The 26,386-nt window shown below is 72.4% G+C and carries 28 protein-coding genes; 17 read left to right on the forward strand and 11 right to left on the reverse strand.

Going from position 1 to position 26,386, the window contains the following annotated elements; translation table 11 throughout:
- Positions 1–33 precede the first annotated feature (33 nt).
- The 3 genes from ACLJPY_RS01450 to ACLJPY_RS01460 all read right to left on the reverse strand — a co-directional run bounded on the left by ACLJPY_RS01450 (position 34) and on the right by ACLJPY_RS01460 (position 2,331).
- On the reverse strand, positions 34–918 hold the full coding sequence (locus ACLJPY_RS01450; RefSeq protein ID WP_410586129.1) for an NmrA family NAD(P)-binding protein: 885 nt from the start codon (positions 916–918) through the stop codon (positions 34–36).
- On the reverse strand, positions 915–1,646 hold the full coding sequence (locus ACLJPY_RS01455; RefSeq protein ID WP_410586130.1) for a DUF899 domain-containing protein: 732 nt from the start codon (positions 1,644–1,646) through the stop codon (positions 915–917). Before ACLJPY_RS01455 ends, ACLJPY_RS01450 begins: the two co-directional genes overlap by 4 nt.
- 91 nt (positions 1,647–1,737) lie before the next feature.
- A complete protein-coding gene (locus ACLJPY_RS01460) occupies positions 1,738–2,331 on the reverse strand; it encodes a DUF5134 domain-containing protein (RefSeq protein WP_410586131.1) in 594 nt (197 codons plus the stop codon).
- Positions 2,332–2,449: 118 nt separating this feature from the next.
- Between ACLJPY_RS01460 and ACLJPY_RS01465 the strand changes: the two genes are divergently transcribed.
- Positions 2,450–3,388, forward strand: coding sequence for an RNA polymerase subunit sigma-70 (locus ACLJPY_RS01465; protein ID WP_410586132.1), 939 nt, complete (start codon positions 2,450–2,452; stop codon positions 3,386–3,388).
- Positions 3,389–3,531: 143 nt separating this feature from the next.
- Positions 3,532–5,100, forward strand: a complete 1,569-nt coding sequence (locus tag ACLJPY_RS01470; protein ID WP_410586133.1) for a PLP-dependent transferase — start codon at positions 3,532–3,534, stop codon at positions 5,098–5,100.
- A gap of 98 nt (positions 5,101–5,198) precedes the next feature.
- On the opposite strand, the gene ACLJPY_RS01475 is transcribed toward ACLJPY_RS01470, so the two are convergent.
- Together ACLJPY_RS01475 and ACLJPY_RS01480 are read right to left on the reverse strand one after the other, a co-directional pair.
- On the reverse strand, positions 5,199–6,401 hold the full coding sequence (locus ACLJPY_RS01475; protein ID WP_410586134.1) for an MFS transporter: 1,203 nt from the start codon (positions 6,399–6,401) through the stop codon (positions 5,199–5,201).
- Positions 6,398–7,429, reverse strand: a complete 1,032-nt coding sequence (locus tag ACLJPY_RS01480; RefSeq protein WP_410586135.1) for a GNAT family N-acetyltransferase — start codon at positions 7,427–7,429, stop codon at positions 6,398–6,400. Before ACLJPY_RS01480 ends, ACLJPY_RS01475 begins: the two co-directional genes overlap by 4 nt.
- Before the next feature lie 158 nt (positions 7,430–7,587).
- Here ACLJPY_RS01480 and mtnA point away from each other — a divergent pair, with 158 nt between their 5' ends.
- From mtnA to ACLJPY_RS01515, 7 genes are read left to right on the forward strand one after another with little or no spacing between them, the layout of a single operon-like run.
- Positions 7,588–8,604 (forward strand): S-methyl-5-thioribose-1-phosphate isomerase, encoded by a 1,017-nt coding sequence (gene mtnA / locus ACLJPY_RS01485; RefSeq protein WP_410586136.1) that lies wholly within the window; start codon positions 7,588–7,590, stop codon positions 8,602–8,604.
- Positions 8,601–9,206: a methylthioribulose 1-phosphate dehydratase gene (gene mtnB / locus ACLJPY_RS01490; RefSeq protein ID WP_410586137.1), complete on the forward strand. Its 606-nt coding sequence runs from the start codon at positions 8,601–8,603 to the stop codon at positions 9,204–9,206. The genes mtnA and mtnB overlap by 4 nt, the downstream gene beginning before the upstream one ends.
- A 13-nt stretch (positions 9,207–9,219) precedes the next feature.
- On the forward strand, positions 9,220–9,804 hold the full coding sequence (locus ACLJPY_RS01495; RefSeq protein WP_410586138.1) for a 1,2-dihydroxy-3-keto-5-methylthiopentene dioxygenase: 585 nt from the start codon (positions 9,220–9,222) through the stop codon (positions 9,802–9,804).
- The gene (gene mtnC / locus ACLJPY_RS01500) at positions 9,801–10,490 is read left to right on the forward strand and encodes an acireductone synthase (RefSeq protein ID WP_410586139.1); all 690 of its coding nucleotides are present in this window, start codon (positions 9,801–9,803) and stop codon (positions 10,488–10,490) included. Before ACLJPY_RS01495 ends, mtnC begins: the two co-directional genes overlap by 4 nt.
- Positions 10,487–11,683, forward strand: coding sequence for a pyridoxal phosphate-dependent aminotransferase (locus tag ACLJPY_RS01505; RefSeq protein ID WP_410586140.1), 1,197 nt, complete (start codon positions 10,487–10,489; stop codon positions 11,681–11,683). The genes mtnC and ACLJPY_RS01505 overlap by 4 nt, the downstream gene beginning before the upstream one ends.
- Positions 11,683–12,483: an S-methyl-5'-thioadenosine phosphorylase gene (locus tag ACLJPY_RS01510; protein WP_410586141.1), complete on the forward strand. Its 801-nt coding sequence runs from the start codon at positions 11,683–11,685 to the stop codon at positions 12,481–12,483. The genes ACLJPY_RS01505 and ACLJPY_RS01510 overlap by 1 nt, the downstream gene beginning before the upstream one ends.
- Positions 12,484–12,494: 11 nt before the next feature.
- On the forward strand, positions 12,495–12,986 hold the full coding sequence (locus ACLJPY_RS01515) for a GNAT family N-acetyltransferase (RefSeq protein WP_410586142.1): 492 nt from the start codon (positions 12,495–12,497) through the stop codon (positions 12,984–12,986).
- A 6-nt stretch (positions 12,987–12,992) separates the two neighbouring features.
- Here the strand turns inward: ACLJPY_RS01515 and ACLJPY_RS01520 are convergent, their stop codons facing one another.
- Both ACLJPY_RS01520 and ACLJPY_RS01525 read right to left on the reverse strand, forming a co-directional pair.
- On the reverse strand, positions 12,993–13,466 hold the full coding sequence (locus ACLJPY_RS01520) for a nitroreductase/quinone reductase family protein (protein WP_410586143.1): 474 nt from the start codon (positions 13,464–13,466) through the stop codon (positions 12,993–12,995).
- A complete protein-coding gene (locus ACLJPY_RS01525; RefSeq protein WP_410586144.1) occupies positions 13,463–14,242 on the reverse strand; it encodes a glucose 1-dehydrogenase in 780 nt (259 codons plus the stop codon). Before ACLJPY_RS01525 ends, ACLJPY_RS01520 begins: the two co-directional genes overlap by 4 nt.
- Positions 14,243–14,351: 109 nt before the next feature.
- Here ACLJPY_RS01525 and ACLJPY_RS01530 point away from each other — a divergent pair, with 109 nt between their 5' ends.
- Positions 14,352–14,975 (forward strand): TetR/AcrR family transcriptional regulator, encoded by a 624-nt coding sequence (locus tag ACLJPY_RS01530; RefSeq protein WP_410586145.1) that lies wholly within the window; start codon positions 14,352–14,354, stop codon positions 14,973–14,975.
- Positions 14,976–14,992: 17 nt separating this feature from the next.
- Here the strand turns inward: ACLJPY_RS01530 and ACLJPY_RS01535 are convergent, their stop codons facing one another.
- On the reverse strand, positions 14,993–15,805 hold the full coding sequence (locus ACLJPY_RS01535) for a hypothetical protein (RefSeq protein WP_410586146.1): 813 nt from the start codon (positions 15,803–15,805) through the stop codon (positions 14,993–14,995).
- Positions 15,806–16,040: 235 nt separating this feature from the next.
- Here ACLJPY_RS01535 and ACLJPY_RS01540 point away from each other — a divergent pair, with 235 nt between their 5' ends.
- Both ACLJPY_RS01540 and ACLJPY_RS01545 read left to right on the forward strand, forming a co-directional pair.
- A complete protein-coding gene (locus ACLJPY_RS01540; protein ID WP_410586147.1) occupies positions 16,041–16,928 on the forward strand; it encodes an SDR family NAD(P)-dependent oxidoreductase in 888 nt (295 codons plus the stop codon).
- A gap of 65 nt (positions 16,929–16,993) precedes the next feature.
- Positions 16,994–17,575 (forward strand): TetR/AcrR family transcriptional regulator, encoded by a 582-nt coding sequence (locus ACLJPY_RS01545; protein WP_410586148.1) that lies wholly within the window; start codon positions 16,994–16,996, stop codon positions 17,573–17,575.
- A gap of 16 nt (positions 17,576–17,591) precedes the next feature.
- Here ACLJPY_RS01545 and ACLJPY_RS01550 read toward each other — a convergent pair whose 3' ends face one another.
- Entirely contained in the window at positions 17,592–18,857 is a 1,266-nt protein-coding gene (locus ACLJPY_RS01550) for an FAD-dependent monooxygenase (protein ID WP_410586149.1), read from the reverse strand.
- A gap of 88 nt (positions 18,858–18,945) precedes the next feature.
- Here ACLJPY_RS01550 and ACLJPY_RS01555 point away from each other — a divergent pair, with 88 nt between their 5' ends.
- On the forward strand, positions 18,946–19,563 hold the full coding sequence (locus ACLJPY_RS01555; protein ID WP_410586150.1) for a TetR/AcrR family transcriptional regulator: 618 nt from the start codon (positions 18,946–18,948) through the stop codon (positions 19,561–19,563).
- 27 nt (positions 19,564–19,590) lie between these two features.
- On the opposite strand, the gene ACLJPY_RS01560 is transcribed toward ACLJPY_RS01555, so the two are convergent.
- A complete protein-coding gene (locus tag ACLJPY_RS01560; protein WP_410586151.1) occupies positions 19,591–19,941 on the reverse strand; it encodes a DoxX family protein in 351 nt (116 codons plus the stop codon).
- 152 nt (positions 19,942–20,093) lie between these two features.
- Here ACLJPY_RS01560 and ACLJPY_RS01565 point away from each other — a divergent pair, with 152 nt between their 5' ends.
- From ACLJPY_RS01565 to ACLJPY_RS01580, 4 genes are all read left to right on the forward strand, one after another.
- Complete coding sequence (locus ACLJPY_RS01565) at positions 20,094–20,519, forward strand: MerR family transcriptional regulator (protein ID WP_410586152.1); 426 nt, start codon at positions 20,094–20,096, stop codon at positions 20,517–20,519.
- A 134-nt stretch (positions 20,520–20,653) separates the two neighbouring features.
- Positions 20,654–21,562, forward strand: a complete 909-nt coding sequence (locus tag ACLJPY_RS01570) for an alpha/beta hydrolase (RefSeq protein ID WP_410586153.1) — start codon at positions 20,654–20,656, stop codon at positions 21,560–21,562.
- Between the two features lie 11 nt (positions 21,563–21,573).
- Entirely contained in the window at positions 21,574–22,533 is a 960-nt protein-coding gene (locus tag ACLJPY_RS01575; protein WP_410586154.1) for an AraC family transcriptional regulator, read from the forward strand.
- An 82-nt stretch (positions 22,534–22,615) separates the two neighbouring features.
- Positions 22,616–23,458: an NAD(P)H-binding protein gene (locus ACLJPY_RS01580; protein ID WP_410586155.1), complete on the forward strand. Its 843-nt coding sequence runs from the start codon at positions 22,616–22,618 to the stop codon at positions 23,456–23,458.
- A gap of 68 nt (positions 23,459–23,526) precedes the next feature.
- Here ACLJPY_RS01580 and ACLJPY_RS01585 read toward each other — a convergent pair whose 3' ends face one another.
- Positions 23,527–26,385 (reverse strand): AAA family ATPase, encoded by a 2,859-nt coding sequence (locus ACLJPY_RS01585; RefSeq protein WP_410586156.1) that lies wholly within the window; start codon positions 26,383–26,385, stop codon positions 23,527–23,529.
- Position 26,386 lies beyond the last annotated feature (1 nt).

The raw sequence follows: 26,386 nt of genomic DNA on the forward strand, positions 1-26,386 counted from the left end.
ATGGCGCTCAGCGCGGTGGCCACCGCGAGCGGGTCACGGGTTCCGTCCGGCGAACTCGGCCGCATGGGCGCGGGCGAAGGCGGCGAAGCTGGTCGGTGTCACACCGAAGGTGTGATGAGCGGCCAGTCCGATCCCGGCGACCGGGGTGCGGCGCCGTTCCCTGAACTGCTCGTCGAACAGGTCCACCACATGTGGCGGCAGCCCGGCGGCGGTGTAGCGGCGTCGCTGCTCCTCGAAACCCACCTCGACGAAACGGAACGGCACACCTGTCGCGGCGGAGATGTGCCCGGCGATCTCGGTCATCGTCAGCGCTTCCGGCCCGGTGATGTCGTAGGCCAGATTCTCCTGGCCGGCACGGGTCAGCACCCCGGCGGCGATTTCGGCGACGTCGGCGACGTCGACCGGTGAGAGCCGGGCGCCCCCGATCGGCATGACCAGCTCACGCGCCGCGACGTCGACACCGGTGATCGGGCCGGGCAGGTAGTTCTGCATGAACTGGCTGGGCCGCAGGTGCGTCCAGGCCGGCCCGGCGCGCTCGAGGTACCGCTCGACCTGGCCGTGCCAGCGCGTTCCGCGGAACGCCTCCTGGTCGAAACCGATGCCGGCCTCTCGGCCCGAAAACTTCACGACGTGCGGCACTCCGGCCCGCATCGCCGCGTCGATGAAGCTGATCTGCGTGTCGACCATCTCCTCACGCGGCGACGAGATCAGCAAGTCCTTCGTGATCCCGTCCAGCGGCTCCCCCAGGGTGCGGCGGTCGCGCAGATCGCCCGCGACCACCGTCACGCCGGGAAGCTGCGCCAGCCACGGCGCTCGCGCCGGGGCACGCACCAGAGCGCGCACCGGCTCGCCGCGTCGAACCAGCGCCCGGACCACCACGGAGCCCGCCCGACCGGCCGCACCGGTCACCAGGATCATGCGGTTCCTCCGGCCTGGGCCGCGGAGCCGTAGGTGTCGTGCAGCGCGAATTCGGTGACGTGCGCCTGCCGGCCCAGCGGCGTCAGGTCCAGGTAGCGGTAAGTGGTGACGAGCGAGTCGATCCCGCGTTCGTAGGTCGAGTAGGAGTGGTACACCTCGTCGCCGTCACGCACGAACACGCTGAGGCCCTGCCACTCCCCCTCGACGTACCACGGGGTGTTCTTGGCGATCAGCGTCGCCTTGTCCTTGTAGTTGTATTCGACCGGTGCGACGGATTCGTCGGTGGTGACGTGGTAGTCGTAGTTGAAGGCGCTGCCGGACGACGAGTACCACGGGACCGTCCAACCCATCCGCTCCCGGAACGCCGAGAGCGAGGCGATCGGCGCGCGCGACACGAGCGCGATCGTGGTGTCGAGCGCGTGCAGGTGCTCTTCGTGGCTGATGTTGTCCACCAGCAGCGCACAGCTGTTGTGGCCTTCGGTGTCATCGGGTCCGAACATGAAGTGGTACACGATGAGCTGACGGCGCCCTTCGAACAGGTCCAGGAGACGGACCTTGCCGCCGGGGCCTTCGAAGACGTAGTCCTCGGCCACCTTCACCATCGGCAGGGCGCGCCGGCGCGCGGAAAGCGCGTCCTGCCGCAGCGTCAGTTCCTTCTCCTCGGTCAGGAGTTCCTTGCGGGCCGAAAGCCATTCGTCCCTGGACACGATGTCGGGCAGCTTGACCATGAGTCGTTCTCCACTTCGGGTGATCACGGCGGATTTCGCCGTCTTCCGGAACAGACAAGGTCGGCGGCGGGAATGCATCGGTCCGTGCCGGTCAGACCAAGGCGCCGGTCATCACGGCCATGCCCAGCCCCATGGCCGCGTTGGCGAGGGCCTGCGCCGCCGGCGACGGGAAGCTCCGACGGACGCGGGCCGTGTGGACGGCGCGCCACAGCCAGCCGGTTCCCGCCGCCACGAAGATCACCGTCCAGACGACCGCGACCACCGCCACGTGCGGTGCCGTTGCCGCACCGTCGGTCATCGACATTCCGGCGTGTGCCCCGCCGGCCGGCATCTCCGCGGCCATACCGGGTGATGCCACCGGCATGGTCAGGGCCATCCACAGGGCCGCGGCCGCCATCGCGACGGGGAATCCGAGCTCGAGCTTTCCGCGGCGAGCGGGCGCGTCGAACGCCGGCAACACCGCGAACCACACGGCAGAACCGCCGTACAGCAGAAGCTGCGGAACCCGCGCGACCCCCGCGGTCGCCGGCCAGACCATGGTGATCATGCCGGCGCTCAGCGCCAGGTGCAGCGTCGCGCCGACGCGATCGACGGCCGACGCCCGCCGCACACCCCGGCAGAAGGTGAACGCACCGGCCGCGGCGAACACGAGCGTGAGGATCCAGCACAGGGAGTCAGGTGTCATACCGGTCGGACAACGAAGGGGCGCCGGACGCATCGGCGCAGCAGGCGTTCCGGCGGGTGACCGATTCCTTTTGGGCCGCTCGGTTGTCGTAACAACGGACCCGAGCGGAGAGGACGCGATGTCCGAGGAGAACTTCTGGCAGCTGGCGGACCCCTACCGCCGCGAGCTGCTCGCCCACTGCTACCGGATGCTGGGCTCCCACCAGGACGCCGAGGACCTGGTGCAGGACACGATGCTGCGTGCCTGGCAGGCCTACGACGGCTTCGCCGGACGCTCATCCCTGCGGACCTGGCTGTACCGCATCGCCACCAACGCGTGCCTGAACGTCCTCAAGAGCGCTCAACGCCGGGTGCTGCCTTCCGGGCTGGGCTCCGGTACGGAGTCCGCCGACGTCCTGCCCAGGATCGAGTCGGTGCCGTGGCTGGGTCCGTTGCCGACCGGCGGCGCCGATCCCGCCGAGCTGGCGACGTTGCGGGCCAGCACCCGCCTCGCCGTGGTGGCCGCGTTCCAGCGGCTGCCCGCGCGTCAGCGGGCTGTGCTCATGCTGGTCGAGGTCGCCGGTTTCCCGATCCGGGAAGCGGCTGAGGCGTTGGACATGACCACCGCCGCGGCCCGCAGCGCCCTGCAGCGAGCCCGTGCGACTCTGGCTCACGACACGCCGGTCGAAGACGACGTCCCGCGGGACGCCGGGGTCGACGAGGAAGTGGTGAAGCGCTACTTGAAGGCGTTCGAAGACGCCGATACAGCCGGTCTGGCCAGGCTGCTGCGCGCTGATGTCGAGTACCAGATGCCGCCGATCGCGGTGTGGTTCCGCGGCCGTGACGCCGTCCTCCAGCACCACACCCGCCACGTCTTCACCTCGCCGCGCCGGGCCCTGCCGGCCAACGCCAACGGCTCGCCCGCCGTCGGCAGCTACACGAGGGCAGCCGACGGATCGTTCACCGCGCACGCCATCCACGTGCTGGAGGCCGAGGAGGGCCGTCTCACCGGCATCGTGGTGTTCCTCGACGCCACCCTGTTCCCGGCCTTCGGCCTGCCGGAAAGCTTGCCCGTGTGAGCCCGTAGGCGCCCAGCGTGCTCCGAGTCGCCCATCCGGTAGAGCACGCATTGAGATGGCCGCCACAAACGGGCAGAGCACTCTGGTGATGATGAGCGCTACGCGAACCCCGGGCCACGAAACCAGCGGCAAGACGGAGCACCATGACTGAGCCAGGTGATTTCCCGTCCGACGCGATCGACGCGCCGACATGGCGCGTCGCGTTGTCGGAGTCGATCGAAGACGTGGTCGCGACGCAGGTCGCCGATCTGCGGGAAGGGTTCGACAGCTGCCTGCGGGAGCTGCGGGCCACCAGGCGGGAGATCGAGGACTACGCCGGGTACTGCGGGCGGAACGAGCTGCACGTGGACACTCTGGTGCTCGCGCACATGACGACGTCCGCGGAGCAGGCCTGGCTGCGGGTCACCAGGGCTCGACGCATACTGGACGAGGTGTCCGTCGCGGACTCGGCGGCGGAGCTGTCGGCCGCCGAGGCGGTGCTGCGGTTCGGCCTGTCCACGCTTTCCTACGTGCGCAACGGTCTGGAGTGGACGGCCAAGTCCTACGGCCAGTCGCGGCAGGTGCAGTTCTTCGGGACCCAGCAGGAGACCTGGCCCACGATGAACTACGACCGCAACGGCTCGCACGCGTCGGTCACCCGGGTGGAGCGTCAGCTGCTGGGCGTGCTCGGCCTGTCGGGCGAGGACCACGGCCTCGGCGTCACGTCGTCCGGCATGGCGGCGTTCACGTGGGTCGAGGCGTTCCTGCTGCGCTACCGGCTGAACGCCGGCGACCGCATCCTCCTGGCGCCCTACATCTACTACGAGGTGGCCCAGCAGCTGACCGCGCTGCCGCACATCAGGTCGGAGCGCGCGGGCGGCTACCTGGTCGAGGAGATCGTCGCCGACGTCGTGCGCCACCGGCCCAAGGTAATCTTCGTCGACCCGCTGGCCAACAACGTGCGGCAGCGGATGTTCGACCTGCCGGAGCTCTACCGGCGCCTGCGCGAGGTGGTGACCGACCGCCTCACGGTCGTCGTCGACGGCACGATGATCGGCGCGTCACTGCAGACGGAGCTCTTCGCGAGCGACGACCGCCTCGAAATCATCTACTACGAGAGCTGCACCAAGTACCTCCAGCTGGGCATGGACTTCGCCCTCGGCGGGCTCGTGGTGTACCCGGCGGAGCTGACCGAGCTGTTCGACATGCTCCGCCGCAACACCGGCGCGGTCTTGGCGCGGCACAACGCCGAGCTGTTCCCCCGGTACGAGACCGCCCTGCACCGGCGCCGGATGCGCCGGATCTGGGCGAACGCCGAGCAGCTGGCGAAGCTGCTGCTGGCCGACCCGCGGGTCGCCGCGGCGGGCGAGGTGCACCACCCCGCGCTGGCGCACCACCCGGACGTGCGGCTCGCGCACAGCCTGCCCTACGGCAGCGGGATCGTGACGTTCCTGTACCACGAGCGGGACCGCAACGAGTGGACCAACCTCAACGCGGTGGTCGACCAGATCCTCGTGCACGCGCAGACGTCCGGGGTGCAGGTCACCAAGGGCGTCAGCTTCGGGTACTCCGTGCCGCGCGTCTGGGCGCAGGACGTGGGCACGACCGAGGCGGAACGCAAGTACGTGCCGGCGACGGACGACGAGCCGCTGTTCCTGCGGCTCTACATCGGCGACCGGGCCATCCAGCTCGAGGGCCTGGCCGACGCCATCGCTTCGGCCATCGCCGGCTGAGCCAGCCGATCACTCGTGGGTGCCGGGCGCACAGCGTCCGGCACCCACTGCTGTTGCGAGGAAAGATCACCGTTTCAGGAGTGCCGTTCCCAGGGCGATCAGGCGTCGACGGGCTCGCGGGTGGTGAGAAGCCTGCTCGGCAAAGTGCGCAGCAGGGCGACGCCCACGGCCGAGACAGCCGCGACCACGGCCATGATGAGGAACGCGGGCGTGCCGAGGCCGGCGTACGCGACGGCGCCCAGCAGCGGCCCGAGGATGAACCCGATGTCGGACACCAGGCCGAAGGCGCCGAACGCGCGTCCGAGCTGGTGCTTCGGCACGAGGTTCACGCCCTGCCGGGCCACCAGGTACAGCACGGGCTGGGCCGTCATGAACAGCAGCAGCCCGGCGCACATCGCCACCACGCCGTCGGACAACCCGACCGCGGTCAGCCCGATCGCCTCGGCGCCGAACGCGTACGCCGAGATCACCAGCAGCGGCCGGGATTCCACGAACCGGGCGCACGTCATGGCCACGGTCATGAACACCGCCAGCCCGGCGGTGTAGATCACCGACGTGTAAGCGACGCCGTTGCCCGTCACGACCTCGAGGTGCAGGGGAACCACCGGCTCGAGGGCCGCGAACAACGCGTTGTTGACCAGGTCGACGACCGCGAACAGGCCGACCAGCGCCACCAGCGTCCGCACGGCGCGGCCGCGGCCTGCCGGTACCGGTGGCGGCGAAGCCACGTCGGGCTCCGGGGCGACCCGCAGACCCAGCAGCAGCGCGCCACCGGTCAAGGTCACCGCCGCGCCGGCCAGGAAGACGCCCGTGAAGCCCAGGAACGGGTGCAGCAGGCCGACGACCGCGGGCCCCAGCACCATGCCGGCTGTGCAGCAGCCGCCGAACCAGCCCATGACCCGGGCCGTGCCGAACCGCGAACGGGCGCCCAGTGAGCTGGCCAGCTGGTACAGCACCGGCATCGTGATGCCCTCGGCCACGCCCCACGCGAGCCGCCAGCTCAGCACCTGCCAGCCCGCGGTGGCGAAGGCCAGGCCGACCACCGTCACGGCCGTCAGGGTCAAGCCGATGAAACCGATGAACTGCGGCCGGGACGTGCGGTCGACCAGGATGCCGCCGACGGGCTGCGCCAGCGCCTTGGCCAGCGCGAACCCGCTGAAGGCCGCGGCGACCTCCAGCGGCGACATCCCGAACCGGCCGGTCAGTTCGGGCACCAGCGGCACCAGCATCGTGTACGCGACGTTCATCATCGCCGCGGACAGCAGCAGGGCCGCGATCCCGGACTGCCGTGGGGTGGTCACGGCCGCTGCGCCAGCCCTTCGTAACCGGCCACGGTGACCAGGCCGTCGTGCACCGCCGTCAGCCGTGGGCCGTAGACCTCGACGTCGCCCGGCTCGGCCGAGTACCACAGGCCCCACAGGTGGAGGCCGCCGAAGCCGTGCTGCTTCTTGAACCGGTCGTTGCCCCGGCCGAACTCGACGATGTCCCAGCCGCGGTCGACGCCCTGCGCGAGGATCTCGTACAACATGAACGGGTACGCGCTGACCTCGCCGTACACCGACGGGTCCGTGCCGCCGGCCCACAGGTACAGCCGGCGGTCGTGCTCCAGCGCGACGAACGCGCCGATCGTCGCGCCCTCCCACTCGGCGCGGATCACGCTGGCGTAGGGCGTGGCCAGCACGGCCGCCAGCGTCGGGGCGTCGTACAGCCCCGGCCAGCCGTGCTTGACCGCCGAGCCGTTGCACAGCTCGAGCACCCGGTCGATGTGCGCGATCGCGGCGGCGCCGGTCTCCTCGACCAGCTTGACGTTCTTCTCCGTGGCCCGGCGCCAGCGGCGGCGCCAGTCGGTGCGCTTCCGGCGCGGCACCTCGCCCATCACCGGGTCCGGGCCGCTGCCCGGGTTCTTGTAGTACGCGGTGTCCAGCCGCGCGAAGACGTCCGGCGGGCGGACAGCGGCCCACTGGCGGGCCGGCTCGGGCGGCAGGTTGAACACCAGCACGCCGGCCGCGCCCAGGTCGCGTGCCTGCGCGCGGGCGTCGTCGACCAGGGTCGCCACGGCGGCGCTGTCGCCGGCCAGGTACGCGGGGCCGTAGACCGAGTAGACCGAGCCGATCGTGAGGACCGGGCGGTCGAACACCGGCCCGCTTTCGGTTTCGTCCTCGTAGCCCTGCCAGAACGGGGAGTGTTCGAGCAGGTAACGCGGCGCGCGGCCGGGGTCGAGCACGCGCTGCCGCTCGATGGTCGCCCGCGTCCACGCGTCCCGCCACTCTTCGGTGTCGAACACCGTGGGCGGATGAGGCTGGGCCTCGGGGTTGCGGGCGAGCGTCATCGAAGCTCCTCCGTGCGGCGGACATTCTTCACTGAGACGGTAGGCCCGCACGGCATCCCGGACGAGGGCCGGACACCAGGAGCGCATTCTCCGAGAAGCGAGGACGACTGGCACGAATGAAGATGCCCGGAAGATCGGCGGCCTGCGACGCTGGGCGCATGACGCGCTCCATCGCCTGGCAGGACGGCGCCATCGAGGCTGTCGACCAGTGCGCGCTGCCGCACGAGTACCGGATGCTGCGACTATCCACTGTGGACGAGGTGATCGACGCGATCCAGCGCCTGGCGATCCGGGGCGCGCCCGCCATCGGCGTCGCCGGCGCCCTCGCCGTGGCGCTCTCCGCCCGTGCGCACACCCGCGACGGCGTCTGCGACGAGCTCGCGGTCCGGTCCGAGGCGCGGCGGATCGCCGATGCCCGGCCGACCGCGGTCAACCTGAGCTGGGCGGTGCGCCGGGTCGTCGACAAGCTCGGCGGCGGCGCGGACGCCGTGCTCGCCGAGGCGAGCGCCATCCTCGTCGAGGACGAGGACCGCAACCGTGCCGCGGCGGGCGAGGCCGCGAACCTCGTGCGGCGGTTGTGCGGGCCGGAGCCGCTGCGGCTGCTGACCCACTGCAACACCGGCCGGCTGGCCACGGTCGCCTGGGGCACCGCGCTGGGCGCCATCCGCCTGCTGGCCGGCGAAGGACACGTGAGCGAGGTGCTGTTCGGCGAGACCCGGCCGCTGCTGCAGGGCGCGCGGCTCACGGCGTGGGAGCTGGCCGAGGCGGGCATCCCGCACCGGATGCTGGTCGACTCCGCCGGGCCGGCCGCGCTGGCCGCCGGCATGGTCGACTGCGTGCTGGTCGGCGCCGACCGGGTGTGCGCCAACGGCGATGTCGCCAACAAGATCGGCACCTACTCGCTGGCGCTGGCCGCGGCGCGGGCCGGGGTGCCGTTCGTGGTCGTCGCCCCGGAGTCCACTCTGGACACGACGTTGCGGAGCGGCGCGGACATCGTCATCGAGGAGCGCTCCGCGGCCGAGGTCACCGCGTTCGGCGGCGTCGAGGTCGCCCCGCCGGGCACCGGGGTGTTCAACCCCGCGTTCGACGTCACACCGGCCGAGCTGGTGACCGCCGTGGTCACCGAGTCCGGGCTGTTCCGTCCCAGCGGGACGATCGAGGAGCGGGCGTCGTGAGCGGCGCGGAGCTCGCCGAGACCGCGGCCGCACTCTACGCCCGCGGCTGGCTGGAAGGGACCGCCGGGAACCTGTCGGTCCGGCTGCCCGGTGACCGCGCGTTGATCACCGCGAGCGGCGTCAGCAAGGGCAAGATCACCGCGGCCGACGTGGTCGAGGTCGGCATCGCCGACTCGCGGCCGGTGCGCGAAGGCGCGCCGCGCCCGTCCGCCGAGACCACGATCCACACGGCGCTGTACCGGTTGTCGCCCGGCTCGCACGCCGTCGTGCACGCGCACCCGCCCTACGCCACCGCGATCGCGATCCTGGCCGCACGGCGTGGCGCCGGCACCGTGACGTTCACCGACTTCGAGATCATCAAGGGGCTCGGGCTGGCCGATCCGGCCAAGGTGGTCGTTCCGGTGTTCGAGAACCACGCGCACGTACCCGCCATCGCCGACGACGTCACCAAACGGCTCACGGCCGACGCGCCGCCCGTCATGCTCATCGGCAACCACGGTGCGACCACGTGGGGGCCGACGCTGGACACCGCCCGCAACCGCATGGAGTGCCTGGAAGCGTTGTGCCGGCTGACGTTGCTGGTCGACCGGGCCACCCCGTGAAGAGGAGAACACGATGACCCTGCTCCAGGTCATGCCGGCGGACGACGCCGCGAACGTGCTGGTGCGCACCGAGGACGTCACCGAGATCGCCGCGGAGCTCGCCCCGCACGGCATCCGGCTCGAGCGGTGGCCGACCGTGCCGCTCGCCGGCGACGCCGGGCAGGCGGAGGTGCTCGCCGCCTACGCGTCCGAAGTGGAGCGGGTGTCGGCGGAAGGTCCGTACCCGCTCGTCGACGTCGTGCGGATGGTGCCGGACGACGCCGACCCGGAGTGGCCGGCCAAGGCCGAGGCGGCCAGGACGAAGTTCCTCGACGAGCACACGCACGACGAGGACGAGGTGCGGTTCTTCGTCGAGGGCAGCGGTTGTTTCTACCTGCACCTCGCCGGCAAGGTGTACGCCGTGGTCTGCACCGCCGGCGACCTGGTGTCCGTGCCGGCCGGCACGACGCACTGGTTCGACATGGGCGCCAAGCCGTACTTCTGCGCCATCCGGTTCTTCCAGGAGGAGGACGGCTGGGTCGCGGGCTTCACCGGCACCTCGATCTCCGCCGAGATGCCGACGCTCGAAGAGCTCGTCGCACCGGAACCGCGCTCGTGACCCTGGCGGTCGTCCTCGACATCGAGGGCACGGTCAGCCCGCTGTCGGCCGTGCACGACGTGCTGTTCCCCTACGCGCGCGAGCGTCTCGAGGACTGGGTGCGCCAGGACCGGCCCGGCACGCAGGCCGTCGTCGACGGGGTGCGGGCGGTGCTCGGCGGGCAGGCCGGCCTCGACGACGTGGTGCGGACCCTGCTCGAGTGGCACGACGGCAACGCGAAGCACAGTCCGCTCAAGACACTGCACGGGCTCGTCTGGGAACGGGGTTTCCTCGCCGGCGAGCTGTGCGGCGTGGTGTACCCGGACGTGCCGCCCGCGCTGGCCGAATGGCGCCGGCGTGGGACCCGGTGCTGGATCTACTCCTCCGGCTCGGTGCTCGCCCAGCGGCTGTGGTTCTCCCGCAGCGACCACGGGGATCTCGGCGGTTACCTGGCCGGCCACTTCGACACGCTGACCGGCGGGCCGAAGCGCGATCCCCTTTCCTACGAACGGATCGGGCGGGTGCTCGGCGCACCGGCCCGCGAGGTCCTCTTCCTGTCCGACAGCCGGGCCGAGCTGGACGCCGCCGAGGCCGCGGGCTGGGAGACCACCGGCGTGCGCCGGCCGGGCTGCACCACCGACTTCGGCCCGCACCGGGCGATCGCCGACTTCACCGGGTTCGGCACCGCACGGGAGGTGGCGTCATGATCAGCGAGGACCCGCTCGTCGGGAAGTTCGCCGCGTTCCGCAGCACGATCTTCGCCGAAATGACCGCGCTCGCCGACCGCACCGGCGCGCTCAACCTCGGCCAGGGGTTCCCGGACAGCGACGGGCCGCCGGAGCTGCTCTCCGCCGCCGCGGACGCGGTGCTCTCCGGGCACAACCAGTACCCGCCGCTGCCCGGCGTGCCCGCGCTGCGCACCGCCATCGCCGAGCAGCGTGCCGCCGACTACGGCACGCCGTACGACCCCGACACCGAGATCCTCGTGACCGCGGGCGCGACCGAGGCGATCGCCGCCACCATCGCCGCGCTGGTCCCGGCCGGTGACGAGGTGCTGGTGTTCGAGCCGTACTACGACTCCTACGGCGCGGCCATCGCGCTCGCCGGCGCCGTCCGCCGGACCGTGCGGCTGCGCCCGGTCGGCGACCGGTTCACGTTCGACCCCGACGAGCTGGCGGCGGCGGTGACGCCGCGGACACGGGCGTTCCTGGTGAACACCCCGCACAACCCGACCGGAACGGTGCTGTCGGCCGCCGAGCTGGCGGTCATCGCCGGGATCTGCGAGCGGCACGACCTGTACGCCATCACCGACGAGGTCTACGAGCACCTGGTCTTCGACGGGGTCCGGCACGTGCCACTGGCCTCGCTGCCCGGGATGGCGTCACGGACACTCACGATCTCCTCCGCCGGCAAGACCTTCAACGCCACCGGCTGGAAGATCGGCTGGGTCTGCGGGCCGGCGCCCGTGATCGCGGCCGTGCGGACGGTGAAGCAGTACCTCACGTTCGCCGGTGGCACGCCGTTCCAGCACGCCGTCGCGGCCGTGCTGCCCGAGCGGCACCGGTGGCTGGCCGGCCTGCGTGCCCGGCTGACCGCCGCCCGCGACACGCTCCGGGACACCCTCACCTCGGCCGGCTGGCGGTCCTTCGCGTGCCAGGGGACGTACTTCCTGCAGGTGGACGCCCGGTCGGTCGGTTACGGCGACGGCACGGCGCTGTGCCATGACCTGGCCACCCTGGCCGGGGTGGTCGCCATCCCCAGCGGGGCGTTCTACGCCGATCCGGCGGGCGGGCGGGAACTCGTTCGCTTCGCGTTCTGCAAGAGTCCCGCGGTGATCGCCACCGCGGCCGGCCGGTTGGCCGGGTTCGCCGCCGGCACACATCGGGAAGGAGCGGCGTGATGGGCAACTCGCCAGTCGGGGTGATCGGGGGCAGCGGGCTGTACGAGCTGCTGGAGGACGCCTCCTTCGTCGACGTCTCGACGCCGTACGGGGAGCCGTCCGACTCGCTGGTGCGCGGGGCGGTCGGCGGCCGTGAGGTGGTGTTCCTGCCGCGGCACGGCCGCGGCCACCGGCATCCGGCGCACGTGATCAACTACCGGGCCAACCTGTGGGCGTTGCGCTCGCTCGGGGTGCGGCAGGTGCTCGCGCCCTGTGCCGTCGGGTCGCTCCGGGCCTCGCTCGGCCCGGGGACTTTCGTCGTGCCGGACCAGGTGGTCGACCGGACTTCCGGGCGCGTCTCGACGTACTTCGACACCGGCGCGGTGCACGTCGGGTTCGCCGACCCGTACTGCCCCGATGGACGTGCGGCCGTGGTGAAGACGGCTGCGGAGCTGGACCAGGCCGTCGTCGACGGCGGAACCATGGTGGTGATCAACGGGCCGCGGTTCTCCACCCGCGCGGAGTCGGTCCACTACGCTCGGCAGGAGTGGTCGCTGATCAACATGACCGGGCTGCCCGAGGCGGCACTGGCCCGCGAACTGGCCATGTGCTACACGTCCATCGCGCTGGTGACGGACCTGGACGCCGGGCTCGACGAGGAAAGCGCGGTGGAGCAGGAATCGGTGTTCCGGGTGTTCTCGGAGAACATCTCCCGGCTGCGGGAACTCGTGTTGCGGACCGTCGCTTCCTTGGGTGCGCAGGAGGACTGCCGGTGTGCGCACGCGCATGATGGGCTCGAGATCCCGATCGACCTGCCCTGAAGGAGCGTGTCTTGGACTACAGCCAGTTCGTCAAGGTTTTCGCCGTACCGGACGGGTCCGTGCCGGCCAAGCTGAGCTTCGAGGACGTCGAGATCCGGGCGATCACCCGCGCGGACCTGGCCGAGGACGTGCGCGGGATCAACGCCAGCCTGGATCTCATCCGCCGGACCCGGGGCGGGACGTGGCCCACCGAGGCGGTCACCGAGGAGTTCAACTACGTCGACCTCGTGTGGCACGAGTGCGAGTTCCGGGACATGGGGTCGTTCGCCTACTGCGTCTGGGATTCGGACCACCGGTACCTCGGGTGTTGTTACCTCTACCCGATGGGGCGGCGGACGAAGCTGACCGAGGAGCTGCTCGGGTACGACGTGGACGTCAGCTGGTGGGTCACCCCGGACGCTTACGAGAAGGGGTACTACGGGAAGCTGTACCGCGCGTTGCAGCAGTGGATGACCGAGTTGCCGTTCGAGCAGCCCTACTACTCCAACAAGCAGCTCCCCTGACCCGGCTCAGGGCCGGCGGAAGGTGACGCGCATCAGCCGGCTGTCCGCCCAGTCTTCGAGCCGGGTCGGCCGGATGGTGCCGGGATCGTGGGGCTGGTTGAGATCCGCGACGATCTCCGCCAGCACGGCCCGGCGTTCGGCCGGGTCGGTGACCGGCGTGGCCCGTGCGGGCAGATCCGCGCGGATCCCGTTCTTGAGGTGGAAGGTGAAGCCGGGGTGGGCGAGCAGGTTCGCGTACCACCCGGTCGCCGCACCTCCGGCACCGCTGCACAGGTAGGTGGCGCCCGCGGCCCGGTAGAAGAAGATCTCGATGCGGCGCAGCCGGCCGGTTCGGCGTCCCAGCGTCGTGATGTCGATGATCCGCTCTCGGGTGCCCGCGGCGGGGGTGATCTCGATGGCTCGCCGGATGGGATCGGGCAGGTGCGACAACGACGTGTCCCTCGCGGAGTCGTCCGGCCCGGTCGTGTCCGAAGTGCTCATGCGGTCTCGGCCCGCAGGGCGGGGCCGAGGAGGAGCCCACCGTCGACGACGTACTCCGAGCCCGTGATGAACGACGCGTCCGACGACGTCAGGAACAGGAGAAGCCGGGTGACGTCGGCCGGCTCCCCGAGCCGGGGGACGGCGAACGGCTCGGGTGAGTAGAAGTCGGCGATCGCCGCGGCCGCGCCGGCCGCCGGTTCGTGGATGAACGGCGTCGAGATCACGCCGGGGTGGATGGTGTTCACCCGGATGTGGTCGCGGCCGAGTTCGACCGCGGCCGTCCGGCTGAGTCCTCGCACGGCCCACTTGCTGGCGACGTACGGCGCGTAGTGCGCCGTGCCGCCCAGGCCCATGGTCGAGGCGATGTTGACGATGGCTCCGCCGCCGGCGCGGCGCAGAGCGGGGGCGGCGGCCTTGATGCCGAGGAAGGTCCCGGTGAGGTTGACGTCGAGGATGCGCGACCACGTGGCCGGGTCCGTGTCCTCGATCGTCGCCGGTGGATTCTGCACGCCCGCGTTGTTGACGAGCACGTTCAACCCGCCGAAAGCGCTTTCGGCGGCCCGCACCGCGGCCGGCCACGAGCTCTCGTCGGTCACGTCGAGGCGGGTGAACCGAGCGCGGGTTCCGAGCTCGTCGGCGAGCGCGGCGCCGCGTCCGGCGTCGGTGCCGCCGATCACCACGTTCGCCCCCTCCGCGTGGAAGGCGCGCACGTGACTCGAACCCTGGCCGCCGGTCCCGCCGGTCACGAGCACGGTCTGGTTGTCGAAGCGGGGCATCGGATGTTCCTCCGTGAAGTGCCAGTGGTGAGCCGGTCGACTCACCATGCCGTCGACACTAGGTCGGCGGCAGTGGCGAGTCAAGCCACTCACCTCGTATGCTCGGCTCATGAGCAAGGCCGTGCCGACGTACCACCAGCGCGTCGCCCAGGAGAAGCGCGCGCTGATCGTGGCGGCCGCGACCGCCCTGTTCCTCGAGCTGGGCTACGACCGGACGTCGCTGGCGCGGATCGCCGAGCGCTCGGGCGTTTCGCGGGCCACCTTGTTCAAGCAGTTCCCGACCAAAGCCGCCCTGTTCGACGCCATCGTCACCGAGTCGTGGTCGACCGCCGAGGAGGAGGGGCCGCCCCCGACGGGCAACGTCGTCGACGGGCTCGGCACCATCGGCCGCCGGTACGCCGAGCTGCTGGGCCGGCCCCGGATGACCGACCTGTTCCGGATCGTCATCGCCGAGCTGCCGCGGTTCCCCGAGCTGGCCCATGCGCAGTTCTCACGGGGGAAGATGCCGTACTTCGAGTCCGTGCGCCGCTACCTCCTGGCCGAGCACGAGGCGGGAACGGTGCGGATCGAGGACGTGGACCTCGCGGCGACCCAGTTCCTGGGCATGATCGCCAACTACGTCTTCTGGCCGACGCTCCTGGTGCCGGGCTGGGAAGTGAGCGCCGAACGCGTCGCGCAGGTCGTCGACGAGGCCGTCCGCACCACCGCCGCCCGGTACGCCGCGACCGGATAGCCCCGGAGATTGCCCGGTCAAGCGCGGACTTCGTCCCCGCCGGTGAGGCGGACCGGAATCGCACGGACCTCGGCGGCGCGGGTGTACCAGCTGTCGAAGAGGTCGCGGTAGTGGCCGGTGCGCGGTGAGGTGTCGTCCGGGGACAGCCGGTCGTAGAACTCGAACGGCCGGATCCGGCCGTGTTCGGTCCACTGCAGGTAGGAAGCGAACACGGTGCCGTCGCCGAACCGGAAGCCGTGCACCACCGGAACGCACGCGTACGCACGCAGTTCCACCGTGATCCCGCGACGGCGCAGGTCGTCGGCCTCCTGCTCGGTGAACGACCGGATCCGCAGCATGCTGCGCCGGGCTTCCTCGGCCCACTCGGCCGGGAGCTCGCCGGAGGCGGTGACGAAGCCGGGATCGAGGCACAGCAGCGTGACGTGCCAGCCGGCCGGCCGATCGTGCGAGGTGAGCCAGCCGGCCAGGATCGGCCACGTCGTGTTGAGGGTCAGGCCGAGCACCTCCAGCCGGCGCTGCCGCCGGCCGCCGGCGTCGTGGTGGAGCCGCGCGAGCACCTCGGTCAGCGACTGCGTGACGGCGTCCCGCTCGACCCCGGCCAGCCGGCGTCGCAGGCCCCGCACCTCACGCCCCAGCTGGTAGACGGCGATGGTGGTGACCTCGAGCATCACCCCGACCAGCGCGACCAAGCCGGAGAGGTCGAGCTTGCCCACGTAGCGTTCCAGCACCAGCCGGGTCGGTTCGATCGTGATCAGGATCAGGTAGGCGCCGGCCAGCAGCGCCACGGAGGTGGTGACGAACTCCCAGATCTGCCGGATCCGCACCGACACCGGACGTCTCGGCCGCCTCACCACGAGCCTGCCCCCGGCCGCCGACATCCCCCACCCAGCACGTCCATCCCTTCATCCTGCCGCGTGGCCGCTCGGTTACGCCAGGTGCCCGCCGCCGTCTGCGGGTCAGCGTCCGCTGCGACGCGCAAGCCCACACTAAGCGGATAGCTCATCCGGAAACGTGCTATCGTCGAATAACCGGATAGGTCATCCGGATAATGGGAAGGCGCGAGACATGAAACGCACAGCTGTGCTGACGGGCGCGACGGCGGGCATCGGCCTGGAGACGGCGCTGGGCCTCGCGACCGCGGGGTTCGCGGTCACGGTGGTGGGCCGCAACAGCGACCGGGGCGCACGCGCGGTCGAGCTGATCGACGCGACGCGACCGGCACACCCCGCCCGGTTCCTCCGCGCGGACCTGGCCTCCCTGGACGAAGTCCGCTCGCTCGCCGGCCGGATCGCCGCCGACCACGCCGGCTCGGGGGACGCGCTGGCGGTGCTGGTCAACAACGTCGGCGCGATGTTCGCCGAGCGACATGCCCACGACGGGGTCGAGGCGTCGTTCGTCGTCAACCACCTCTCGCCGTACCTGCTCACCGAACTGCTGCTGCCCACGTTGCGGGCCGGTGCGCCGAGCAGGGTCGTGAACGTGACCTCGGGCGCCGTCGGGGTCGCGAAGCGGGTGTTCGACGCCGTCGAGCCGCCCGGGGGCTACTACGGCTTCCACTGGTACGGCCGCGCCAAGCTCGCCCACCTCGCCTACACCCTCGACCTGGCCGCGCGGCTGGCCGGAACGGGTGTCACCGTGCTGGCCGCGGACCCCGGCGGCGCGGCCACCGACATGACCGGCAACATGCTCGACCCCAGGATCGTCTCCCCCGGCCTGCGTCTGCTCTGGCCGCTCGTGCGCCGCAAGTTCCGGCGCTCGACCTCGGGCCCGGCGTCGGTGGCCGCCCAGCCGTCGATCGTCGCCGCCACCGACCCCGCGCTCGCCGGCCGGACCGGCGTCGTCATCGGCCCGCGAGCACGCCCGGTCGCAGCGTTCCGCCCGGCGACCGACCCCCGGATCGCCGCCGCCGTACGCCGGCTCAGCGAACGCCACGCACCGCTCACGGCGGCCTGACCCGGCCGGCGGGGCGTTCAGCGCGACCGACGGATCCGGATGCACGATCCGGTTAGGCTGTTCCCATGACGCCCACGCCGCTGCGCAAGGACGCCGCCCGCAACCGGGAGCGGATCGTCGCGATCGCCCGCGCGTTGGTCGACGAGGGCACACCGCTGCAGCTCAACGACGTCGCCCGCCGCGCCGGCCTCGGCGTCGGCACCGTGTACCGGCACTTCCCGACCGCCGAAACGTTGCTGGAGGCCGTCGCCACGCCGTGCCTGGAGGCGCTCACCGCGCACGGCGAGCAGGCGCTGACCGAGCCCGATCCGTGGCGGGCGTTGGAGACCTTCCTCTACCGCACGGTGGAAGCGCAGGTCACCGACGCGTCCCTGTCCCCGGTCACCGTCGCCCCCACCGACGCCCTGCCGCGCACCACGGAACTCAAGGAGGCGCTGAGGTCGTTGGGCACCACGCTGCTGGACCGGGCCCGTGCAGCCGGGCTGGTCCGCCCCGAAGTGTCCGCGGCCGACCTGACTTCCCTCATGTGCGGCATCGCCTACGCCGCGCAAGTCCACAGCCGGGACCCGGGCGACCTGGTAGCGACCGCCCACCGCTACCTGAGCACGCTCCTCGAAGGGCTGAACGGCAAGGCACCGAAAGCCTGAGAGCCGACGGCGGGTGTCAGGTGCCGCTCACGACCGCAAGGACGGTTCGCCGGTCGCGGGGAGGTCCTGTCGCAGCGGACTGCGGGCCAGGCCGCTGACCCAACAGGGTGATCCGCCGCTGCAGGGGCCAGGGGAACCTCAGGACCGTGCCTGCGGCGACCCGCCGGCCGAGCCGGGCCAGCGGGTTCTCGAGCATCGCCAGCTTCGTGAGGCGATCGGTGAACGCGAGGACTTCCAGCGCGGCGGCTCGGCGCTGTCGTTCGTAGCCGTCGAGGACCGGCTCGCCGGCGTGGCCGGTGAGCACCGCGCCCAGGCGGGTCGCGATGTCGTAGGCGTCGGCGATGCCGGTGTTCATCCCCTGCCCCGCAGCCGGGCTGTGCACGTGCGCGGCGTCGCCGGCGAGGAACACGCCGTCCACGCGGAACCGGTCCGCGACCCTGTGGTGGACGCGGAACCGGGAGGACCACACCGGTTCGGCGGTCGCCCGCGCGGCGATCCCCCGCTGCGCCAGCAGCTCGTCCAGGAACCGCCGGTCGGGTGCCTCCGGAAGGGCCGCGGCCGGGTCGACCGTGGCGATGACCCGGTGGTTCGGGCCGGGGAGCCGGCCGATCACGGTCACGCCGCGCGGTGACAGGTTGATCGTCGCCTCGTCGTCGGGGCCGGCGGCCGACAGCGCGACGTCGGCGAGGACGAACTGCGCGGGGTAGGTCTCACCGGGGAACTCGACGCCACTGGCCGATCGGACGGTGCTGTGCGCCCCGTCCGCGCCGATGACGTAGCGAGCGGAGACCGCGAACCCGGCGGCCGCGCCGCCCGGCTCCACGGTGCCGGTCACCACGTGCCGGGTGCCTTCGCCGTGCACGGAGGTGACGCGGTGCCCACGGCGGACCGAGCCACCGAGCTCGGCCAGCCGGTGCAGGAGCAGCTGCTCGGTCGTGCTCTGGGGCACGCCCAGTGCGAAGGGATAACGGCTCGGCAGCCCGGTCAGCCCCACCCGCACGAGCGGCCGTCCCCGGTCGGCCATGCCGATGCGGTGCACCTGGCGACCGGCGCGCACCAGTTCCTCGCCCAGGCCGAGCGCCGCGAGGAGTTCGATCGTGGCGGCGTGCACCAGCGCGGCGTTGGACGTCCGCGTCGGCGCCAGCGCGCTGTCCAGCACCACGTGCGGCACGCCGAGCTCCGCGAGGCGCACCGCGGCGGTCAGGCCCGTCGGCCCGGCCCCCACGATCACCACCTCCGTCCGCTCGGCTGCCGAGAGGAGTTCCACCACACTGACCTCCAAGAGACACTGTGTATCTTATTTCTACAAGCTAGCACTTCAGGGCTGGTTCTGGTTGTAGAAGCTGCGCCTCTTGTGGTCGAATCACGAGATGGCCGATGTGGATCCGCCGCCGGGGCGCGCGACGCGCCGCCGCGGCCACGAACTCGAGCAGGCGATCTACGGCGCGGTGCTGGACGAGCTGCTGTCCGTCGGTTACGCGCAGCTCACGATCGACCGGGTCGCCCAGCGCGCCCGGACCGGGCGGGCGACGCTGTACCGCCGGTGGCCGAGCAAGCGTGAACTGGTCGCCGACGCGGTCGCCGACGCCCTCCCGCCGCTGGAGGAACGACCCGACACCGGCGACGTGCGCGAGGACCTGCTGGTCTGCTTCACCCGCATGCACGGCCTCATCGAGGGCGTCGGGCGCCTGGCGATGCAGGCGGTCGCCGCCGAGCTGCACAGCCGCACCGACGACACGCTGGTCGACCTCGTCCGCGAGCAGGTGCTCGGGCCCCGGCTGCAGATCGTGCTCGACGTCCTGCTCCGCGGGGCAGCCCGCGGGCAGATCCGGGCCGAGGCAGCTGTGCCGATCCTGGCGCGGACCGGGCCCGCCCTGCTGTTCCAGCACCTGCTCATGTTCGGCAAGCCCCCGCCGGCCGCCCAGGTCGAGGACATCGTGGACCGGGTGGTCCTGCCCGCGGCGGGCTTCGTCCCCGGCTCACCGTGAGGTACGGGTGCCCCCTGGACGGCGTACTCAGGCCGAGGCCACGCGCAACGCCAGCGAGCCGCCGGCCAGCACGAGGAACGACACGGGGTAGAGGAGGTGGGAGTACCAGTGCGCCCGCGTGACGGTGACGACCGCAACGAGGAAGAACAGGATCAGGCCGACGGCGGCGGCGATCCCGAGCACCGGCACGGCGAAGCCGGCCAGCAGCCCGGCGGCGCCCACCGCCTTGAGCACGCCGAGGGGCAACAACCACGACGGCGGGACGCCGTACTTCGCCATGTTGTCGAGGACCCACCCGGCGCGGAGGACGTCGACCGCGGCGGCGTAGAGGCAAGCCGCGGCCGCCACGAGGGTGATCAGGAGGTAGGTCGTGAACACGGAAGTCCTTTGTGGTCTCGGCCTCGCCGGGAGGGCGGGGGTCCGGGGTCGCGCCCGCGGGCGTGCAACGCGGCGGTCCTCCCTTCGTCGAGACGAACCGTCTTCGGCCACGGTGGCAGCTCAAGTGCGCTTGGGCGCAAGGAAAGGGAACGATGCCTGCCGAGCTGTACTCGATCCGCGAAGCCGCCGAAGCCTTCGGCGTTCCGGTGTCCACCTTGCGCTACTACGACGACATCGCCTTGGTACCCGCATCGGCCCGGCGGGCCCGCGTGCGGTGCTACGACCGCGCCGCGTTGGCGCGCCTCGCCTACGTCCTGTTGTGGCGATCGGACGCGATGCTCAGCGTGGAACGCACGATGGCCATCGTGTCCAGCGCCGATCGCGACCACCGCAACGAGCTGATCGGGCGCAGCCTCGCCGACCTCGACGACCGGATCGCCCGGCTCACCCGCGCGCGGAACACCTTGGAGCGGATGACGAACTGCCCGGACGACGACCCGGTCGGCTGCATCGTGACCGGTGCACGCATCCGGCGCGAGGTGGACGCGGCCCTGTTTTCGATCGGTGCCGAAGCGTGAACGACCGGCACTGGCGGACCGTGATCCGGCCGGACGATCGCGCACCTTTCCCGGACTTCCGGTGATCGACGGTCCGCTCCGCCGGGCCGCAGACTGGCTCACACACCCAGGACCAGATCGAGGAAGTGACCCCTGTGCGAACCGATGTCGAGTTCCCGTCCGCGGACGGCACGCGCACCCTGCGCGGTACGGCCCACGTACCCGATGACGCCGACGGCCCGGTGCCTGCCGTGGTCGTCTCGCCGGGCTTCGGAGACGTGGTGGCCCGCCTCAACCCGGTTGTCGACGCACTGCTCGCGGCCGGGCTCGGCGTCCTCGCCTACGACCACGGCACGTTCGGGCTGAGCGACGGTCTGCCCCGTCAGGAGGTGGACCCGGTCGCCCAGCACCGCGACCTGCGGATGGCCGTCACCGCCGTCCGGCACCAGGACGGGTTGGACCCGGAGCGCATCGGCCTGTGGGGCATCAGCTTCAGCGGCGCGCACGTGCTGACCGCCGCCGCCTGGGACCGGCGGGTCAAGGCGGTGGTGTCGCAGGTGCCGTGGATTTCGGGACGGGAGAACGTGCTGCGGATGGGGGGCGAGGAGGCGCTCGCCACCTTCGGCGCGCTCCTCGACCAGGAGCGGGACTCCCTTGTGGACGGTGCCGCCCCGTCCCGCGTGACGATCGCGCGGCGCACCGACGACGATTCGCCCGGCTTCGCGCTGTTCTCCGACGACGGGAGCGCCGCGTACTTCGCGCGCGGTCTCGCCGGCGTGCCGGTGCCGTGGGAGAACACGGTCACAGTCCGGTCGATCGCCCACGCGCAGGAGTACGACGTCCGCCCGCTCGCGCCGCTGGTCGGTCCCACCCCGCTGCTGATGGTGGTGGCCCGGCACGACACCGCGATGCCGGCCGATCTCGCCATCGGGTTCCAGGACGCGGCACCTGAACCCAAGGAGCTCGTCGTCGTGGACGGCGGGCACTACGACCTCTACCCGGCCGGCGATGCCTTCGACCAGGCAATGGACGTGACGACGCGATGGTTCACCAAGCACCTCTGACCCGTCCGCCGGTGCCGCCCCAGGACCGGGCGGCCGACCCGTACGAGGAGCTCATCGCGCTGATGCACCTGCGGACCGTGATGTGGAAGCGGGTCGAGGGCCGCGGCCGGTGGGCGCTTCGCTTCCGCGGCACCGGCCACGTCAAGTTCGGCGTCGTCGCGGCCGGAACGTGTGTCCTGACCGGCGTCGGGCCGCCGCGCGAACTCGCACCGGGTGACTTCCTCCTGCTCGCCGCACCACCGGAGGACGCGTTCGTGGGCACCGCGGACGTCGAGGCGGCCGGGCGCGACGAAGTCCCGTCCCACGCGTCCGGCACCGTGCTCACGCTGGGCACGGGCGGCGGCGAGCCGGCGCAGCTTCTCTGCGGCCACGTGGAACTCGCCACGGCCAACGCGAACCTCCTGCTCGACCTCATGCCCGACGTCATCCACCTGCGCGCGGCGGACCGCGCGGCCGAGCGGCCCACGCGGCTGATCCACCTGCTGAAGGACGAAGCACTCGCCGAGCGGCCGGGCAGCGGGCTCGTCCAGGAACGGCTGGCCGAGGTGCTGCTCGTCGAGGCGCTGCGCAGCGGGCAGCCGGCGGCGGGGCCGATCGCGCCGGGGCTCCTGCGCGGGCTCGCCGACCCGCAGACAGCCGCGGCGCTCACCGCGTTGCACGCCGACGTCCGCCACCCGTGGACGGTCACCGAGCTGGCGGCCAGGGCGCACCTGTCCCGGTCGACGTTCTGCCGGCGGTTCCTGGATCTGGTCGGCACCCCGCCGATCGACTACCTGGTGGCGTGGCGGATGGCGCTGGCCAAGGACGCCCTCGTCCGCGGCGCGACCGCGGCCCAGGTCGCCGCCGCCGTCGGGTACGGATCGGCGAGCGCCTTCAGCTCCGCCTTCCACCGGCACGTCGGGATCCGCCCCGGCCGCTTCGCCCGCACGGACGAACGCCGGGACCTCGCCGCGGCGGTGCGCTCCGCGTAAGGCCACCGGGCAGTCGATGACCACTTCGGACACACGAACCATTCGACGGGCGCCGCGCCTGAGCGCCACTTGGGAGAACATCATGATCTTGATCACCGGTGCGACGGGAACGGTCGGGCGCGCGGCGACCAGGCTGCTGCTGGAGCAGGGGCAAGCGGTGGCGGCGGTGACGCGCGACCCCGCGCGGGCCTCGGTCCCCGAGGGTGCGCACGTCGTCGCGGGCGACCCGGCGCACCCCGCATCGCTCACCGACGCCCTTGCGGGTGCCGAGGCGATCCTGTTGAGCCCGCGCGCCGCCGCCGGTGCCGCGCCGGAGCTCCTGGCCCGCGCGTCCGAGCGCGGGGTGAAACGCGTGGTGGTGCTGTCGGCGACCACCGTCGAACACCCGGCGGGAGAGCCGCGGTTCGCCCAGGAGTTCGCGGCGGCCGAGGCGGCCGCCCGGGCGTCCGGTCTGGAGTGGACGGTCCTGCGGTGCGCGGACTTCGCCGCGAACAGCCTCGCGTGGGCTCCGCAGATCCGTTCGGCCCGGGTCGTGCGCGGCGCCTACGGTCAGGCGGCGACCTCGCCGATCCACGAGCGGGACATCGCCGCGGTCGCGGTCCGCGCACTGGTCGATCCCGCCCACGCCGGGCGCTGCTACCTGCTCACCGGCCCGGAATCGCTGACCCAGTACGACAAGGTCCGGCTGATCGGCGCGGCGATCGGCGCGGACGTGCGCTTCGTCGAGCTCCCGCCGGCGCAGGTTCGCCAGGGGATGCTGGCCGCCGGCCTGCCCGAGGACGTCCCCGACCGGCTGCTCGGCTCCCTCGCCGACTACGCGCGGCGCCCCGGCCCGACGTCACAGGTCGTCGAGCAGCTGCTCGGCCGGCCGGCGCTGACCTTCGCGGACTGGGTCGCCGGCCACGCCGGTGCGTTCGGTGGCTGAGCGGGCACGACCCGGCGGCGACCCGGAGCACGATGTCCACAAAGGACTTCCTCAGAGGGCCGCCGCCTTCACGCCGAGGGGCTGTGCGGGAACCCGCTGTCGGGGCCGCGCAGCACCGACCCCATTCCGCGGAGCTGGCGGCGGGAGGAGATGCCGAGCTTCGCGAACACCTTGCCCAGGTGGTACTCCACCGTCTTCTCGCTGACGAACAGCGTGGCGGCTATCTGGTTGTTGGTGAGGTTCTCACAGACCAGGGCGGCCACCTGGCGCTCCCGTTCGGTCAGTTCGGTGTGGCGCAAGAGCGGCGCCCGGGTGATCGTCATCAGTGCCTGGTCGCAGCGCTCCACGAACGGCACCGCGTCCAGCCGCACCAGCCGTTGGCGGGCCCGGCGCAGCCAGACCGACGCCGTGCGGTCTTCGCCGCGGCCGTGCCGCATCAGCCCGTAGGCCAGTTCGGCTTGCCCGCGGCTGAGGGAACCGGCGACCTGCTGGGTGAGGGCCTGTTCGTAGAACCAGCGGGCCTGCTGCTGGTCGCCGGCGCGTTCGGCCAGCCGGCCGGACAGCCACAGCTGGGTGAGCCGCAGGTACCCGGCTTCCTCCGCGAGCTGCCCCAGCCGCACCAGCTCGTCGCGGGCCTGCTCGGGCTCACCCGCCTCGACCACGGCCTCGGCCAGCAGGGGCCGCCAGAACTGCTCGGCCACCCACGGCAACCGGGACTCACCGGAAACCAGCCCCGCCGTCTCGGCGAAAGCGGCGATCACGAGCGGGTGGTCACCGCGCGCCCACGCCACCGCGGCCCGCGCCAGGGCCAGGTACCGCTGGCGCTGCTCGGGACGCACGTCCGGGGCCCGCTCGATGCGGGCGATGTGGTGTGCGGCCCGCTTCCACCGCCCGCACACCGCCGCCAGCCGGGTGGCCTGCACCAGCGCGGCCGGGACGGCGGCGGCGGGCAGGCCGCCGTCCTCGGCCATCCGCAACGCGATCTCGCCCGCCTCGTTCGCCCGTGCCCAGGCGCCGAGCTGGTAGCGCGCTTCGGCGAGCACGAGCGCGGCACCGTGGTGGACGGTGTCCCCCGCCGGGTGACCGGTCACCTCCAGCGCGGCTTCGGCCAGGCCGGCGGCCTCGGCGAGCTTGCCGGTCAGCAGCAGCAGCGTGGCGCGGTCGAAGTCGAACGCCGGCTCCGCCCCGATCCGGCCCACCTGACGCAGTTCCGCTTCGGCGTGCCCCAGCACGGCCAGCGCGGTGCCCGGCCCGTCCCGGTGGAGCACCGCGCAGATCAGGGTCCGCACCGTGCGCACCGGCACCGAGCGATCGGTCTGAGCGGCGTGGTCGAGCACCAGCCGGGCGTGCCGCACCGCCTCGTCGGGCCGGCCGAGCGGCACCTGCACCTGCGCGAAGACCGCGGTGACGAGCAGGGCCAGCCAGTCGGGCACGTCCGAGCCGTCGGCCAGGGCCGGCAGGGCCGCCCGCAGCAACGCGTCGGCCTCCGCCTGCCCGTCGGCCTGCCGGCTGCGGAGCACGCCGAGCGCGGCGTCCCGCAACGGCGCCGGATCGGTGCCGAGGACGGTCCGCTCGACCTCTTCGAGGTCGCCGCGTCCCCACCACACGTCGAGCACGGCCGCGGCCAGCACGGCACGCTGGTGCTCGGCCCGGGTCGCCCCCAGGTCCGCGGCCCAGCGCAGGTACTCGACGGCCTGTTCGACCCGGCCGTCGAGGACCGCGGTACTCGCCTGCGCTGCCAGCTCGGCGGCCAGCGCCGGGCTCGCCCCGACCGCCGCGGCCCGCCGGTGCCGCCACCGCCGGGTGTCCGCGACGAGCTCGGCGGCCGCGGAGTGCAGGTCGCGCCGGCGCGGTGGGCTGAGCAGCTGGTAGACGCCGTCGGCCAGCAGGGGGTCCGGGATCTCGAGCACGGCGGGCAGGTCCCGCGGCGACCAGGTGAGCAGCCCCCGGCCCAGCAGGACGTCCAGCGACGCCACGTGATCGGCGGACCCGGCGAGCTGGGCCACCTGGGCGATGCGGGCGGGGCCGCCCAGTACCGCCAGTGCGTCCAGCATGTCCCGCGCGTGCGCGGGCAGCGAGTCCAGCCGGGCGGCCAGCGCGGCCAGCAGCGACGGCGGCAGCACCGGGCCGCTCGCGCCGTGGTCGGCTTCGGCCCCGTCGATCAGCAGCCTCGCCAGCCGGGGGTTGCCCCCGGAAAAGCGGGTCAGCCGCTCGGCCAGGCGCTCGTCCACCGGACGCCCCGCGGCTGCCCCGGCCAGGGTGAGGACGTCCTCGGCGGGCAGCGCTTTCAGCCGCACCGTCACCGTGTCCAGTGTGGCCGGATCCAGGTGCCGCCGCACCGGGTCGCCGGGCGGCGGCGCGGCGCCCGCGGCCGCCAGCACCGAGCGCCCGCGGGCGGCCCGGGTGGCGATCAGCAGCACCCGCCCGACGCGCAGCCGTCGCACCAGGAACCCGAACCCGGCCAGGGATTGCTCGTCGCACCAGTGCGCGTCGTCCAGCACGATGGTGGTGGGGTGCACCCGCTGGACGCGGTCCAGCAAGGCCAGCAGGCACCGGCCGGTCGCGGCGGGGTTCGGCTCCGGCACGTCGACCGGGGGGATGGCGACCCCGCGGGTGGTGGCCATCCGGCGCAGGCCGGAGATGGCCTGGGCGGTCACGCCGAACGGGTTGTCCCGTTCGGACTCGTGGCAGGCGATCCACAGCACGAGGAACCCGGGCAGGCGGTCCACCGCCGCCCGGGCCACGGCGGTGCGGCCCATGCCCGGCTCGCCCTCGAGGTGCGCGAGGGCCGGTTGCCCGCTGAGCGCCGCCTTGGCGGCTTGCGCGATGGTGCCGAGTTCGCCGTCCCGGCCGGTGAGTCCGGAGTGGACGTCCCAGTGATCTTCCGGCCAGTCGCCGGGGCCGAAGGAATCGCCGTCCGCGGTCACG

The organism is Amycolatopsis sp. lyj-23, from assembly GCF_046549135.1.
In the GTDB taxonomy this organism is placed as follows: Bacteria; Actinomycetota; Actinomycetes; order Mycobacteriales; family Pseudonocardiaceae; genus Amycolatopsis.

Bases quoted from the DNA above. Each gene is read 5' to 3' on its own strand.
- ACLJPY_RS01450 (WP_410586129.1), bottom strand. From the start codon at position 918: ATGATCCTGGTGACCGGTGCGGCCGGTCGGGCGGGCTCCGTGGTGGTC.
- ACLJPY_RS01455 (WP_410586130.1), bottom strand. From the start codon at position 1,646: ATGGTCAAGCTGCCCGACATCGTGTCCAGGGACGAATGGCTTTCGGCC.
- ACLJPY_RS01460 (WP_410586131.1), bottom strand. From the start codon at position 2,331: ATGACACCTGACTCCCTGTGCTGGATCCTCACGCTCGTGTTCGCCGCG.
- ACLJPY_RS01465 (WP_410586132.1), top strand. From the start codon at position 2,450: ATGTCCGAGGAGAACTTCTGGCAGCTGGCGGACCCCTACCGCCGCGAG.
- ACLJPY_RS01470 (WP_410586133.1), top strand. From the start codon at position 3,532: ATGACTGAGCCAGGTGATTTCCCGTCCGACGCGATCGACGCGCCGACA.
- ACLJPY_RS01480 (WP_410586135.1), bottom strand. From the start codon at position 7,429: ATGACGCTCGCCCGCAACCCCGAGGCCCAGCCTCATCCGCCCACGGTG.
- mtnA (WP_410586136.1), top strand. From the start codon at position 7,588: ATGACGCGCTCCATCGCCTGGCAGGACGGCGCCATCGAGGCTGTCGAC.
- ACLJPY_RS01495 (WP_410586138.1), top strand. From the start codon at position 9,220: ATGACCCTGCTCCAGGTCATGCCGGCGGACGACGCCGCGAACGTGCTG.
- ACLJPY_RS01505 (WP_410586140.1), top strand. From the start codon at position 10,487: ATGATCAGCGAGGACCCGCTCGTCGGGAAGTTCGCCGCGTTCCGCAGC.
- ACLJPY_RS01510 (WP_410586141.1), top strand. From the start codon at position 11,683: ATGGGCAACTCGCCAGTCGGGGTGATCGGGGGCAGCGGGCTGTACGAG.
- ACLJPY_RS01520 (WP_410586143.1), bottom strand. From the start codon at position 13,466: ATGAGCACTTCGGACACGACCGGGCCGGACGACTCCGCGAGGGACACG.
- ACLJPY_RS01525 (WP_410586144.1), bottom strand. From the start codon at position 14,242: ATGCCCCGCTTCGACAACCAGACCGTGCTCGTGACCGGCGGGACCGGC.
- ACLJPY_RS01530 (WP_410586145.1), top strand. From the start codon at position 14,352: ATGAGCAAGGCCGTGCCGACGTACCACCAGCGCGTCGCCCAGGAGAAG.
- ACLJPY_RS01540 (WP_410586147.1), top strand. From the start codon at position 16,041: ATGAAACGCACAGCTGTGCTGACGGGCGCGACGGCGGGCATCGGCCTG.
- ACLJPY_RS01545 (WP_410586148.1), top strand. From the start codon at position 16,994: ATGACGCCCACGCCGCTGCGCAAGGACGCCGCCCGCAACCGGGAGCGG.
- ACLJPY_RS01555 (WP_410586150.1), top strand. From the start codon at position 18,946: ATGGCCGATGTGGATCCGCCGCCGGGGCGCGCGACGCGCCGCCGCGGC.
- ACLJPY_RS01565 (WP_410586152.1), top strand. From the start codon at position 20,094: ATGCCTGCCGAGCTGTACTCGATCCGCGAAGCCGCCGAAGCCTTCGGC.
- ACLJPY_RS01580 (WP_410586155.1), top strand. From the start codon at position 22,616: ATGATCTTGATCACCGGTGCGACGGGAACGGTCGGGCGCGCGGCGACC.